Source organism: Mycobacterium sp. (genome assembly GCF_019243155.1).
Lineage (GTDB): Bacteria > Actinomycetota > Actinomycetes > Mycobacteriales > Mycobacteriaceae > Mycobacterium.
In genome coordinates, this window is the sequence record NZ_JAFAUS010000047.1 from 1 (window position 1) to 12,958 (window position 12,958).

Here is a 12,958-nt window from a genome sequence, read left to right on the forward strand (position 1 = left end):
AATGACGTGCGAGACACCGTGATAGGACACATAGAACGCCTCTTCGCGATCTAAGCCCTTCGATCGTTCCTCTTGATATCGGCCCAGCAGGAAGATCACATAATCCGTTCCGGCGGCCAAGGCCAGCATGGTCACCATGCTCACCGCGTACGGGGTCAAACCGATGATTTTCAGGTAACCCGCTGTAGCGGTAACACCCTGCGCGGCAAAAAGTTCCAGGCCGATGATGACCATGGACACCAGCATCGTCACGACCGAGCGGTAAATGGCGAGCAGCATCACGATGATGACGGCGACCGACACCAACTCCATCGTCGCCATGCTCTGATGCCCGGCGACGCTGGTATCGGCGTTGAGAACGCTGTTGCCGGCGACGTGGGCCTTGATACCCGGCGGTGCTGGCACCGAATCGACGATGTGACGAACAGCAGCCACCGACTCATGGCTCTCACTGGTGCCCTGCGAGCCGTTGAGGAAGATCTGCACGTACGCGGACTTGCCATCCACGCTCTGTGAGCCCGCCGCGGTCAGCGGATCACTCCAGAAATCCTGAACGTTCTGCACATGCTGGTGATCGGCAGTCAGCTTGGCGACGATCTCGTCGTAGAACATATGCGCGGAATCGCCGAGCTTGTCCGTTCCCTCGAGCACGACCATCGCCGAAGAATCCGAATCGTATTGCTGAAAGACCTTGCCGATATTCAGCATCGCCCGATAGGACGGCGCATTGGTCGGGCTCATCGGCACCGACCGGCTCGCCGCGACCTCATCGAGTGACGGGACCAGGATGCCCAGACCGACCGCCGCGAGCACCCAGAACACGATGATCGGCAGCGAGAAGATCCGGACCATCCGCCCCAAGAAGGGGCGATGGGGCTTCGAATGCGGGTTGCTCATACGGATTTCACCAAGCAGTAGATGAACGGTTTAATCGAATCGGTGCTGGTCCGGTCGTCGCGCACGTCGCCGTCGACCGTGACCCGGCATCGAAGGTCGCTGACGTTTCGGTCACCCTGAGCCATGATGTTGGCCGACATCGACGGCAGGGTCGTCACGATCGTGAATGACCAAGGCAGCGGCGTGTTTTCGACGAGATGGGGTTGACCGTTCTGATCGAGGTAGTTGAGGTTCGCGGTGCCCCCGGACCCGGTGATCTCGTACGTGATGTGCTTCGGGTTGAAGTTCGCGGTAATCCCAGACCCCTCCGCTGACTTCGGCGCTCGCGGTCCTCCGGACCCGTGAATACGCAGGATGGCATAAGCGCCGAGCGCGACCACGACCACAAGAAGCATTGGGATCCAGAAGCGCTTCATCAGCCGGTACACCACTGCAGCCCCTGCCCCCTTGCTTCGTTCATTCAAGACACATGGCAGTCGAGTAGCCATGTCGTTCGGCATAACGGAACCGGAGTTCCCTGACGCGATCGTAAAAAACCTACCTCATAACGGGCGGACGCCCCGCCAACGGGGGGCACAGCACAACCGGCGCCTGCCACGGCTGCCTGGAGCGGCCGTCACCTGGGAGACGTCGTCGAAAGACGCGGTTTTTGCGCTTAACCCCGGCGATCGGGGAGTGCGGCACGTGTCCGCCGTGGCTGTGATTCAGCTCACTGGCAGCATAAACTTGTAACCAAATTCATGAATGGAGTAGTCGATGATCCGAAGGCAGAATCGTGCGGCGATCGCCGGTCCGTCTCCTGCCGCGGGGACGTTGATCACCGCTCACCGGCTTTGGGTAAGCCTGCTATGGATGCTCTTCATAGCGGCGATCAGCGCCGTTTTTGTGGCCGCCGCGCTCGGGCAGGTGCTCATAGCCATGATCATCGGCCTCATTAGCGGCGCGTTCTTCGCCGGCATGGCCAGCTGACGGATCCACGTGGCAGGCGCTGCCGTAGTCCGCTGAGCGGGTCCGCGAGTACTGGGGGGGTTGACCTGGGTGATTCAGGTGAAGATGGCGTAATCAACTTGACATAATGTCGCTTATCGGCAAAAGCCTGAACTGCACGGCCAGGAATCGAGAGTGCTCCTCGACGACGACATCGCCGGCTTCGGCTTCTATCCCGGCCAGTCGATCGTCGCGTTCGGCCCAGCGCGTCAAGCGGCAACTACAGATCTGATTGACGAGCGCGGTTGCGCGCCGGCGTCATACCCGGGGCGCCGGGCCTATGCGGCAGGTACCAACCGCTTCTACATCGAGCCCGCTTATCGCCATGAATACGTCACTGTGACGAATTGTTTGGTGGCGCAGCGCTATTAGGACGCTTGTTAGTTCGGCCTATACCAGGAGCGCTTGGGGCGCGAGCGCCGATGCGTGTCGGTCGACCAGAGATGGCCGCAACCCGAGCACTGCAGGTGCACCAACGTCCCCCTGTTGCTCAGGAGATACTGCCAGTGCGTATCGCAGTTTCGGCTGCTTCGGCAATCGCCGCACCTGTCGCCGTGATTGCAGGACGGGCACGGCAACCATGCACGCCGGGCTCGGTCTGCGGTCGGATCAATCGGCAGCACGAGCAGCCGTCCGTTCAGGCAGGACGCCGGCAGAGACCAGCTCGTCGTAGACCCGCTGCTGATCCTCGTCCAGGTTCGAGTACAACATGTCGTAGGCCTTTTCTTCCTCGGCCAGCACTTCGATGGGATCCCAGTCGTCACCCATCGCTTCGAGCATCGCGCTGCGTCTACGCGCCTCGTCGAGGGTCAGGTCATAGGCAAAGTCGAGGTTGGCCATCACACTCCCAGCCGTTAAATCTGCAAACAATCGGCAAGGATGACCCGAATGTGCCCCATCGGGCTATTACCTACATCACTGTTGACGGTTGATGTTCGTCACATCTGACGGTACGTAGCGGCGACACCCGTACACCGTTTTGCAGCCCCAGGCTCCCCCGGCACCGGAATCGGCAGCTCAGGCTACCGCCCGTCAATACGTCACGGTGACGAATTCCCCTGTGTCGCTGGACTATTCGGATAGCACGCCAGGCCGGGTCAATCGTCGGCCTCCTGTGCGCGCTGCTGTCCGCCCGCGGCGTTAACCTCGACAGCGTGATACGACGGCAGGCGATCCCCGTGATTGGGCTGACCGGCTATCTCGGCGCCGGCAAGACGAGTCTTCTCAATCACGTGCTCCGCAGTCCGGACGCTCGGATCGGGGTCATTATCAACGACTTTGGCGAACTCAACGTCGACGCGATGTTGGTGACCGGACAGGTCGACGAGCCCGCCTCAATCGCCGGCGGCTGCATCTGCTGCCTACCCGACGACGGCGGAATCGACGACGCATTGACCAAGCTCGCCGATCCCCGGCTCAATCTGGACGCCGTCATCATCGAGGCAAGCGGCCTGGCGGAGCCGGTTGCCGTCGCCCGGATGATCGGCTTCAGCGAGGTCGCCGGCGTGCGCTTCGGCGGACTGGTGGACGTGGTCGACGCCGCGACCCACTTCCAAACCGTCGACGTCGGCCCTACCCCACCCGCCCGCTACGGAGCGGCCTCTCTCGTCGTCGTCAACAAGCTTGACCAACTCCCTCACGACGACCGCACCGCCACGGTTGAGCGAGTGGAACGGCGCGTGCAAGAACGCAATCCGCGAGTCACCGTCGTCGGGGCGACCGGTGGCCAAATCGATCCCGGCCTGCTCTACGACGTGACGGGAACGCGCGCGGGACCCGGCCAGCTCTCCATCCGCGAACTGCTCGTCGACACCACCGGCCCGATGGTGCACGACCATAACAATGCGCACGCAGACTCGGTCACAGCGACCAGTGACGGCGAGATCGACCCGGGCGTGCTGGTCGACTTGCTCGAGGATCCACCGACTGGGGTGTACAGGCTCAAGGGGGCGGTGAGAATACGACAGAGCGCAGCAGCCACGCACACCTACGTCGTCAATTTGGTCGGCACCACGATCCACGTTGCGAGCGCACCGCCTCGAGTATCAGCCAACTGCCTGGTCGCGATCGGGATGCAGCTGGACACCGATGCCGTCCGGTCGCGGCTCCAGGCCGCGCTGAGCCCACCCACCGGTCCACCGACTTCCGCCGAAATTCACCGATTCCGCCGGTACCGCCAGGCGTGACCGTTACGTCACTGTGACGGATTATGCTGTGGCGCAGTGCCATTGGGGTATCATCCTTTCGGGCTGTCTAGCCGGACGCGACCACCGAACCCGCGCTCCACGGTGCCAACATTTCGGATGACCCGTTCTGCTCGGGAAGGTCGTCAGTGACATCCCAGGTTGCCGAAAGCCGTCCGACGCCCAACGCGATAGCGCAGTGCAGACCGAGCTCCACGAGCTCGTCCTCACCGAAATGTTCCCGCAATTCGTCGTAGACGGCGTCGTCGATCGCAAGATGATTGGTGGCGAACAGGTCGGCGAACCGCAAGGCGGATCGCTCGGCTGCCGACAGATTCTCCGCATCGGCCGGCCGCTCCAGCGAGCAGACGGCATCTTCATCAAGCCCATCGTCGATGGCGCTCTGATAGCGCACCGAGATACAACTCCGGCATTGATTGAAGAACGCGATGCGAAGCCGCAGGAGTTCGAGCAACCGCGGCGGCAACGTTCCGCTTGTCCGCAATGCCGAATTCAATGCACCAAGCGCCTCGGCGACCGCAGGAAGTCGACCGATGATGGCGGCCACGCCGAGGTTGATCCGATCGCCTTGGCCAAGGTCGTCTAGCGGCACTGCTGCGAAAGCCTCCGAAGGCACGATCCGAGTCACGTCATCGTCTCCTAGCTACGCCGAGCGAGTATCTGGGCCACCTGGAGTATCACCGCCGCCGGACGGCAGCGCCACTAACTCTGCATCGCATCGGCTTGATAACTGCCCATGAACTCCATCGGCACTCCGCCCATGGTGCAAATGAACAGGTCGACGCCCGGCACGCCAGTGTCGAGAGCCGTCACTTCGCCGGCGAATTCGCGCGCCCTATCCAACGTGGCGGTGTAGTCGTCGGCCATAAACGACAGCGCGGCAAGGCCTTCCGGAGCGGTGTTATGTAGGGCCTCGGGGACATCGAGAACTTCGATGAGTCCCGCCATGCCGCTACCCAGGATCGTGACATCGGCACCATCGGACGGGGGCCAGCCGAGTGTCGTCTCGAGTATCTCCCCCGGCACCCGAAAGCTGTGCTGCACTTCCATTCCGACGACTTCCGTGAGGAACCCGACGAACCTCGTCGCCGAATGGCTGAGCATGACCACGTGATGCAGCTGGTTCGACACGACGGTTCCTCCTGACTACCGACGCACGGTGCGTCACGTCGGATGTTAGCCAGGCGGTGCGATCGACGGGGCTGAAGAAAGAATCCGCGGTTATGACGCTGCGGCCGCCGGCTGACTCTGGTGCACCGCGACACCGTGTTCGTAGTCCAGTCGCGCTGAGAACTTCGCGATCTCATACGAGTTGACGTACACCGACAGCGTGTTGTTCTGCGCCTTGAAGCCCGACTTCTGTTTCGCCTGCCCCAGGCTGATCCCCGTCCCCTCGCCAGACGATGACCAATTGGTGGAGCCTTCGAAGGCCACGATTCCGTCGAGCACACCACCCTTCGTGTGGCTGATCTGGTGCGTGTCGGATTGTCCGACCGCGAAGTCGGCCGCGTAGCCCTCGGGATCTTGCACGACGTCGGACGCCAGAATCGCCTTCTCGTGGACGCCTTTTGACTGCGACTTGTCCAAGGTGACCTGCACCATGACCGTCGGGTCGTGGACGAGGCTCAGGATGATCTGGTTGAGTTCGTCATCGTCGTAACCGAACATGTTCATCTTCACGCTCAGGCTGGCCCGCGAGAACAGGTGCACGAGCACGCCGTGGACGTCATCACGACCGACGTAGAACACCCGGAAATCCGCGCTGGCCGTCGGACCGAAGGCGCCTTCGCGCGTGTACTGAGCCAGATCGTCGAGCGCAAAGGTCTGCAGGGTGCCCGAGGTATCGGGAGTGGACGCTGTGTTGCCGTTCTCCGACGGCGCCGGCGAAGGCGCGTCGCCATTTTGGACATTTGCCACGAAGTGCCTCGTGGTTGAAGTGGCCATTGTTCCATCCTTTTCCGTATCAAAGTGCCGGGTCGCTACGTGTTCGACAACGCAGTTGAGAACTTCATTGCGCATCAACAAACGTCCCGTCGATAGATCCCGGTCCACTGGACGGACCGAGATCGCAGCGAACAAGAAAAACGCGTAGTGCATTACTCGCGACCACTCGAGCGCCGAGCCTGCACAATTTGCTGGTGACCACCAGCAGCGTCGATGAGCGTCCGAGTCCGTGACCGCCGTTCCGCCACCGCCCGACCCGCGCCGCCGGACGATCATCAGTCCGCTCGCTCTCGGGCAGACGGCAAACGTGCCCGCGAACGCGTCGCAGATGGTGCTGGCCGACGACGAGGGCCGGCGCCTCGTGCTGGTCGAACTCCGCGTCGACCCCGGCGCGGATTCTCGATCTGTGCGCAACGATTTTCTTCAGCTGTTCGCCGACATTTTTGCCGGACCGGACGCGCCGCCGGATCCAACACCGATCGCTCGGCATTACCTGCGCTGCGTGCTCAGCGCCGACGAGATGACCCGCTTAGTGCAAGGCGGGGCGTCCCCCACGGCCGCATCGACAACGCGGGCCCTGCAGTTGATCTACCGCATCTGGCCCGACCTCGTGGTCAAAGCTCACATGGACCGCTCTGTGACCACCATCAAGGCCGACGCGGCAGCCCGCACTTTCGGCTGCACGGGCGCCGGTGTGGTGTGGGCTGTTCTCGACTCGGGCATCGACGCCACCCATCCGCACTTCGCCACTCACAAGACGCTGACCGCCGACGTCGTGAAGAACCTGCATCGCGACTTCACCATCCCCTCAACCCCAAATGCCAAGCGCGGTCCGCTGTCTGACCTCTTCGGACACGGCACCCACGTCGCCGGCATCATCGCGGGTCAGGCTCCGCGCGATCCGAAGAAGCTACGCATCGCATACAACCGGCCGATCGCGCAGAACCTGCCGCAGTGGGTGTCGCGCACGCTCGCCGAGGGCACCATCCTGTCCGGCGTCGCGCCGAAGGCCAACCTCGTCAGCCTCAAGGTCCTCGACGACAACGGGTCGACGGTGTCGAGCGTGATCCTCGATGCCCTCAACTATGTGCGCGAAATCAATAACAACGGAAGGAATCTGCGCATCCACGGCGTCAACCTGTCCCTCGGCTGCCCTTGGCCGCCGACCGAGTTCGCCGCCGGCCAGAGCCCGCTGTGCCGCGAAGTGGATCTACTGGTGGGAGGGGGGGTGACCGCCGTCGTCAGCGCCGGCAACGCCGGTGCCAGCGGCCTGACCGCGGGCATCGGCGGCGACGTCTTCGGCCAGCTGTCGACCATCACCGACCCCGGCAACGCCGCCACCGCGATCACCGTCGGATCCGTCCACCGCGAACGGCCGCATACGTACGGCATCACCTTCAACTCGTCGAAGGGCCCCACGATGGACGGTCGGGCCAAACCCGATCTTGTCGCCCCCGGCGAAGCGATCACCTCGGCGGCCACGGGGCGGCTCGTCGCCGGCGTCGGCCCGCTGCAGCCCGGCCGCGGTGACCCGGCCCGCCTGGCCTGCTATGTGGACGACAGCGGGACGTCGATGGCGGCCGCGCATGTCTCCGGAGCGGTGGCCGCATTCCTGTCTGCCCGAACCGAATACATCGGCCAGCCGCAAATGGTCAAAGAGCTGTTCGTCAGCACCGCCACCGACCTCGGCCGTCACGAGTTTTTCCAGGGAGCCGGCCTCGTCGACCTCATGCGAGTCATGTCCACCGTCTGAGCCAAAGGAGTTTCAACGTGACTGATATCCAAGGACTGCGTTACTTCGAAGTGGATTTCAATGCCGACGGCACGCTCAACACGAGCACCGGAAACGGTGACGGCGGCCTAGCGGTCGCCGTGAACGCCGGCGGCATCACCGACCTGTTCGTGTTGTCCCATGGCTGGAACAATGGCGTAGATTCCGCCCGGGACCTCTACCAGGCAATGTTCGGGCTGCTCGCCGGTCAACTCGGCGCGCACCGGTCCACCAGCGCTGCTGTGGGAGTCATCTGGCCGTCGCTTCTCTTCCCCGACGACGACCCGGCAACCGCACCGCAGGTGCCTTCGACCGGCGCTCAACTCGCGGACGCGCTGGCTCCGGCGTTTCCCAGCCAACAGGCGCAGGTCACCACCATCGGCCGGCTGCTCGACCAACGGCCTCAGGACCCGAACGCGCTGATCCAGTTTCACGATCTCGCTAAGGGCTTGGTGACGACGCCTGCGCAGGGGGTCGAAGACACCGGCGAGGCCGCGCTCATGACCGTCGACACCGCGACCGCCTTCGGCCATGCCGCCGCCATGACGCCCCAAAGCGCAGGCAACGCGGAGGGCATCGGAAACCCGTTCGCCGGGCTGTGGAACGGGGCCCGAGAAGTGCTGCGCACGATGAGCTACTACGAGATGAAGAACCGCGCCGGGGTCGTCGGGCAACAGGGCCTCGGCCCGTTGCTGGCGAACCTCAGCGGTCCCGACGGGACGCCACGAATTCATTTGATAGGCCACAGTTTTGGTGCCCGACTGGTCGCCTACAGCCTCGCCGGTCTGCGACCCGACCAGACCGGCATCGCTAGTCCGGTCAAATCGCTGACGCTGATCCAGGGCGCCTTCTCACACTTCACTTTCGGGACGCCGCTGATGGTCGATCCGAATCGGTCGGGGGCACTGGCCAGCGTGGTCAACCGGGTCGATGGTCCGTTACTGGCCACCTTCAGCGGCGCCGATCGTGCGGTCGGCTGGTGGTATCCGGCGGCCAGCATGCTCGCCAACCAGGACAGCGAATCGGCCACCGATCTGGTGTACCGCTGGGGCGCCGTGGGCCACGACGGATATCAGCAGAATCCCACTCCGGATCGCCAGACGTTGCAGGCCGCCGGCAAGCCCTATGGGTTTCAGAGCGCAACGTTTTACGACATCGACGCCAACGCCGTGATCTGCGCGAACCTCTCAGCTTTCAGTGGCGCGCACAGCGACATTCGCCATCCGGAGATTCTGTGGGCGGTCGTCTCGGCCGCGGGACTGGGAGGGTGACGATCACCAAGCGAGGATGGTCAGCGGCGGGTCGTCGGGGTCGATGTCGCAGTTGAGGTCCAGCGGCCCAAATTCGTCCGCGTTTTCGTCGCTGCACTCCGATTCGCCAAGGGGCTCAACCAGTCGAAGGTGGCCGCGCCTGACGTCCCGGGCAATATTCGGACCGTTCATCGTGATTTTCTCCCGGTTCTCAGGTCGTGTTGTTGAGCCTTAACTCTCCACGCGTCCGGTGTGGAGCGCATGCGTAGTGGGCTACTCGAATTTTGGACCTCGGCCCGACCGCCCGACTCCCGTGGGCTTTCTACAAGTACAAATGTGGATTCCCGGCGCCGCGTGGGAAGGTCATTTAGCATTCTCGGAATGCAGACCTGGCCGCTGACGGGTCGCGAGGAAGAGCTCGAGGTCGTTGCCGAGGTGCTCGGCGCGGACGGACCACACGCAGGTGTGGTGATCGCTGGTTCGGCGGGAGTGGGTAAGACCCGGCTCGCCCGCGAGGCGATGGCCGCCGCGTCGCGGCGGGGAATGGTGGTGCGATGGTTGGCGGGAACCCTTGCGGCTCAGTCGGTTCCGCTCGGAGCTTGTGTTCAGTGGGCCGAGCGGCTCGGGGGTAATCCCGTTCAGTTGGTGGGCCGCGCTATCAAGGCGATCACCGCGTCGCCCGACGACACCCGGGTATTGGTGGTCGTCGACGATGCCCACCTGCTCGACAACCTGTCGGCGTTCGTACTGCACCAGCTCGTGCAGCGGCGGGCGGCCACGGTGCTCCTGACGATCCGGACCGGCGCACAGCCGCCCGACGCGGTGACAGCCCTGTGGAAGGACGGACACTTGCGCCGGCTGGATCTGCAGCCCCTTTCACGCGCGGAATCCGACGGTTTGCTGCAGTCGGCGCTGGGTGGGCCGGTGAGCATCCCCTGCGCCGACCGGATGTGGTGCATGACCCGTGGCAATGTGTTGTTCCTGCACCACCTGGTCGCCCAGGAATTACACGCCGGACGCCTGGTACCCCGCGACGACCACTGGCGATGGGTCGGGACCATGGAGGTGTCACAAACGCTGGTCGATTTGGTGGACCTGCGCGTCGGCGCCGCGCCCGAGGCGGTCCTGGAGGTCATCGACCTGGTCGCCGTTGCCGAGCCCCTCGAACTGGCCTACCTGACCGCCCTGGCCGACCCAACCGCGATCGAGGATGCCGAGCGCTGCGACCTGATCACGATTTCGCGCAAGACGCGGGGCGGCGTTGTGCGATTGGGTCATCCGCTCTACGGGGAGGTCCGGCTCGCGCGAGCTGGACAGCTGCGTCTCAAGCGGCTGCGGGGACGAATCGCTCGCTCCATGACGGCATCCAATGGCGCCGTGGCCGCCCCCGACCCGGTCCGGCTCGCCGTGCTGTGGATGCAGTCGAATCTGGCGCCGGATCACCACGTGTACACCCGAGCCGCCCAGACGGCATTCCAACGACTGGACGCGGATCTGACCCAGCGACTCGCAGAAGCGGCCGTCGGTGCGGGCGCCGACGTGGACACCGAACTCCTGCGCGCAAACGCGCTGACGATGTTGAGCCGCGGCGCCGAAGCCGAGGATCTCCTGAAGCCGTTGAGCGCGCGCCCGCTGCCCGAACCCGCCAAGTCGACCGCGGTAAGTCTGCGCGCCGTCAACCTGCTGTGGCCGTTGCGTCGCCCCGAGCAAGCGCGGCAGGTCGTCGACGACGCGCTGAGCACGGCGTCGAGCCCGGCCTCGGACCGAATGCTGGCCTTCCGGGCCGTGCAATTCGCTGTCGAGGCACAGCCCGCCGAAGCGCTCAGAGTGTATGAATCCATCGATCGAACCGAGCTCACCGCCCTGCCGGCGCTGATATTGGCGTGGGCACAATGCATCGCTTTGGGCGACTTGGGACGGCCCCTGGTGGCCGGGGCGATCGCCGAGGAGGCCGCCCAGCTGGCCGCGGCCTCACCGGAAGCCACGTACTACCAGGCCGTCATCCTGGTGGTCTTTTACATGCAGGCGCTTATCGTAGGCGGCTGCATCACGGAGGCCCTGACCGTCGCGAACCGCACCTACCAACAATGCGCCGACGTTCCCGGCCGAGCTCTGACTTTCGCCGCGGCCATCAGTGGCAGAGCGGCCCTGGCCAGCGGGGACCTGCGCACCGCGGTCGAGCGCCTTGGCCAGGCGGTCACCGAGTTGGCCGAGGCGACGGACGGCGGATCCCACAACTTCGGTATCGACTACGCCGTAGCGCTGGCCCTTACCGGCGACGTGGATGCGGCGGCCGTCGCACTTGCTCAGATGACGCGCCGTCGTCACCCGGCTCACGCTTATCGCGAGTCGGACAGCTTGTTGGCCGAGGCATGGGTGGCAGCGGTACGCGGACACATCTCTTCGGCGCAGGCTTTGGCCGGGGAGGCGGCCCGGTTCGCGCGCATCCATGGACAGCATGGACGCGAGGTCGTCTGTCTGCAGGCGGCGATTCAGTTCGGCGATCAGCACACGGCCGCCCGACTTGCCGAACTCGCCGAGTTGGTGGACGGCCGACGGGCAGGGCTGGTCGCCCGATGGGCGGCCGCGCTGGCCGCGCGCGACGGCGGCGAGGCTCTCCTGGCCGTTTCTCATGACTTGGAGACGATGGGCGATCGCGTCGCCGCAGCCGACGCGGCCGCCCACGCGGCGCTCGCCTTTCGTCGACAGAATCGGCGCGGGCCGGCGCTGACCGCCTGCGGTCGCGCCGATCAACTGATCGCCGTTACCGGGGCCAGGACCCCGGCAACCCAGGCGGCGGCCACGCCGTTACCGCTGAGCAGCCGCGAACGCGAGATCGCCATCCTCATCTCTCAGGGTCTGTCCAACAGTGAGATCGCCCAAGCGCTGACGCTGTCGATCCGCACCATCGAAGGCCACATCTATCGGGCGTGCGCACGGGTGGATGCGGCCACCAGATCCGAACTCGCCGAACTCATCGGCCCGTTCGTGAAGTCTCCCCGCGTCAGCTAGCCGGCTACCCGCCATGCACCAGGGGCACGGAGTTCGGCATCAGTACGATCGTCCAGGAATCCGGGTCGAGAAAAGCGACAGCGCCGTTGGTATGCCACCACGGGTTATCCAGCTCGACCTCCTCGGCGCCTGCCTGACGGCACCGCTCCGCCACCGCCTGCTGCTCCGCCGGCGAACCGAAGTAGAACACCAGCAGGTTCTCCCGCGTCGGGGCAGTCCCGTCGATGCCGTCACGATGGGCGACGAATTCGATGTTGTACTGATCGCCGGGCAGCCCGAACATAACCACAGACCACTCGTCATCAGCCGAATGGTGTAACTGCGGCAACCGCAACACATTTCGATAGAACTCGACTATTCGGTCGAGCTGGGCTGTCGGTCGTGCCATGCGTACCTGCACCGCGGGCAGCTCCGTCGGCCACACGCCGATCTGGGGTTTCTGAAGCATGTGCGTCCTCTCGCAAACCACCGGGTACCACACGATTTTGCCTGCCGGGCGCGCCTTCAGGCGCAAGCACCGATCGCCGAATTGACCGCGGCTATCGTTAAGAATTCCTCGATCTTGACTCGGAGACCCACTGAGCGGAGGTACGTCGACGGCATCCGGTCAACCCGCGGAGCCGGTCGGCGTAGCCGACGCCGGCGCGCGGCGGCCGGCCGGATTGACCAGGCTGTCCGGCAATGGATTTGGCGTGTACTGACGGCTCCGATGATGCCCGGCACGTCGCACGCCTAGCGGCCGTCCGCGAGCGCCCGGGGACACTAACCCCATCCTGTATGGTCAGCGTGTCTACCGGCGCGAACGGAACAGAGGGCACTCGATGGCGAACAAGACCGGGAAGGCCTTCACCTCGCAACAGGTGCTGGATCCCGGTCTGCGCAAGGTGGCCCCA

14 protein-coding genes are annotated in these 12,958 nt (G+C 64.5%); 6 read left to right on the plus strand and 8 right to left on the minus strand.

What is annotated here, in order from left to right; genetic code table 11:
• Positions 1-897 (minus strand): MMPL family transporter (locus tag JOZ00_RS02485; RefSeq protein WP_293339170.1); only part of this gene is annotated, 897 nt, incomplete at its 3' end.
• The gene (locus JOZ00_RS02490; protein ID WP_293339195.1) at positions 894-1,325 is read right to left on the minus strand and encodes an MmpS family transport accessory protein; all 432 of its coding nucleotides are present in this window, start codon (positions 1,323-1,325) and stop codon (positions 894-896) included. The genes JOZ00_RS02485 and JOZ00_RS02490, both read right to left, overlap by 4 nt.
• A gap of 328 nt (positions 1,326-1,653) precedes the next feature.
• Here JOZ00_RS02490 and JOZ00_RS02495 point away from each other — a divergent pair, with 328 nt between their 5' ends.
• The gene (locus JOZ00_RS02495) at positions 1,654-1,866 is read left to right on the plus strand and encodes a hypothetical protein (protein ID WP_293339172.1); all 213 of its coding nucleotides are present in this window, start codon (positions 1,654-1,656) and stop codon (positions 1,864-1,866) included.
• Positions 1,867-2,019: 153 nt separating this feature from the next.
• Positions 2,020-2,256, plus strand: a complete 237-nt coding sequence (locus tag JOZ00_RS02500) for a hypothetical protein (RefSeq protein ID WP_293339174.1) — start codon at positions 2,020-2,022, stop codon at positions 2,254-2,256.
• Between the two features lie 237 nt (positions 2,257-2,493).
• Here JOZ00_RS02500 and JOZ00_RS02505 read toward each other — a convergent pair whose 3' ends face one another.
• Positions 2,494-2,724: a DUF6400 family protein gene (locus JOZ00_RS02505; protein ID WP_293339176.1), complete on the minus strand. Its 231-nt coding sequence runs from the start codon at positions 2,722-2,724 to the stop codon at positions 2,494-2,496.
• 317 nt (positions 2,725-3,041) lie between these two features.
• Here JOZ00_RS02505 and JOZ00_RS02510 point away from each other — a divergent pair, with 317 nt between their 5' ends.
• Complete coding sequence (locus JOZ00_RS02510) at positions 3,042-4,070, plus strand: GTP-binding protein (protein WP_293339198.1); 1,029 nt, start codon at positions 3,042-3,044, stop codon at positions 4,068-4,070.
• 67 nt (positions 4,071-4,137) lie between these two features.
• On the opposite strand, the gene JOZ00_RS02515 is transcribed toward JOZ00_RS02510, so the two are convergent.
• The 3 genes from JOZ00_RS02515 to JOZ00_RS02525 all read right to left on the minus strand — a co-directional run bounded on the left by JOZ00_RS02515 (position 4,138) and on the right by JOZ00_RS02525 (position 6,032).
• The gene (locus tag JOZ00_RS02515; protein WP_293339178.1) at positions 4,138-4,716 is read right to left on the minus strand and encodes a carboxymuconolactone decarboxylase family protein; all 579 of its coding nucleotides are present in this window, start codon (positions 4,714-4,716) and stop codon (positions 4,138-4,140) included.
• A 74-nt stretch (positions 4,717-4,790) separates the two neighbouring features.
• Positions 4,791-5,219, minus strand: coding sequence for a hypothetical protein (locus JOZ00_RS02520; RefSeq protein WP_293339181.1), 429 nt, complete (start codon positions 5,217-5,219; stop codon positions 4,791-4,793).
• A 90-nt stretch (positions 5,220-5,309) separates the two neighbouring features.
• Positions 5,310-6,032, minus strand: a complete 723-nt coding sequence (locus JOZ00_RS02525) for a hypothetical protein (protein ID WP_293339184.1) — start codon at positions 6,030-6,032, stop codon at positions 5,310-5,312.
• Between the two features lie 328 nt (positions 6,033-6,360).
• Here JOZ00_RS02525 and JOZ00_RS02530 point away from each other — a divergent pair, with 328 nt between their 5' ends.
• Both JOZ00_RS02530 and JOZ00_RS02535 read left to right on the plus strand, forming a co-directional pair.
• On the plus strand, positions 6,361-7,785 hold the full coding sequence (locus JOZ00_RS02530) for a S8 family peptidase (RefSeq protein ID WP_366022236.1): 1,425 nt from the start codon (positions 6,361-6,363) through the stop codon (positions 7,783-7,785).
• A gap of 17 nt (positions 7,786-7,802) precedes the next feature.
• Positions 7,803-9,074 carry a serine/threonine protein kinase gene (locus JOZ00_RS02535; RefSeq protein ID WP_293339187.1) on the plus strand — a complete coding sequence of 424 codons (1,272 nt, stop codon included), beginning with the start codon at positions 7,803-7,805 and terminating at the stop codon, positions 9,072-9,074.
• 3 nt (positions 9,075-9,077) lie between these two features.
• On the opposite strand, the gene JOZ00_RS02540 is transcribed toward JOZ00_RS02535, so the two are convergent.
• Positions 9,078-9,245 (minus strand): hypothetical protein, encoded by a 168-nt coding sequence (locus tag JOZ00_RS02540; RefSeq protein WP_293339188.1) that lies wholly within the window; start codon positions 9,243-9,245, stop codon positions 9,078-9,080.
• Between the two features lie 189 nt (positions 9,246-9,434).
• Between JOZ00_RS02540 and JOZ00_RS02545 the strand changes: the two genes are divergently transcribed.
• On the plus strand, positions 9,435-12,065 hold the full coding sequence (locus JOZ00_RS02545; RefSeq protein WP_293339191.1) for a LuxR family transcriptional regulator: 2,631 nt from the start codon (positions 9,435-9,437) through the stop codon (positions 12,063-12,065).
• 4 nt (positions 12,066-12,069) lie between these two features.
• Here JOZ00_RS02545 and JOZ00_RS02550 read toward each other — a convergent pair whose 3' ends face one another.
• A complete protein-coding gene (locus JOZ00_RS02550) occupies positions 12,070-12,513 on the minus strand; it encodes a VOC family protein (RefSeq protein ID WP_293339192.1) in 444 nt (147 codons plus the stop codon).
• Positions 12,514-12,958 lie beyond the last annotated feature (445 nt).

Coding starts and splice junctions, on each gene's coding strand:
- JOZ00_RS02495 (WP_293339172.1), top strand. CDS start 1,654: ATGATCCGAAGGCAGAATCGTGCGGCGATCGCCGGTCCGTCTCCTGCC.
- JOZ00_RS02505 (WP_293339176.1), bottom strand. CDS start 2,724: ATGGCCAACCTCGACTTTGCCTATGACCTGACCCTCGACGAGGCGCGT.
- JOZ00_RS02540 (WP_293339188.1), bottom strand. CDS start 9,245: ATGAACGGTCCGAATATTGCCCGGGACGTCAGGCGCGGCCACCTTCGA.
- JOZ00_RS02530 (WP_366022236.1), top strand. CDS start 6,361: ATGGTGCTGGCCGACGACGAGGGCCGGCGCCTCGTGCTGGTCGAACTC.
- JOZ00_RS02550 (WP_293339192.1), bottom strand. CDS start 12,513: ATGCTTCAGAAACCCCAGATCGGCGTGTGGCCGACGGAGCTGCCCGCG.
- JOZ00_RS02545 (WP_293339191.1), top strand. CDS start 9,435: ATGCAGACCTGGCCGCTGACGGGTCGCGAGGAAGAGCTCGAGGTCGTT.
- JOZ00_RS02525 (WP_293339184.1), bottom strand. CDS start 6,032: ATGGCCACTTCAACCACGAGGCACTTCGTGGCAAATGTCCAAAATGGC.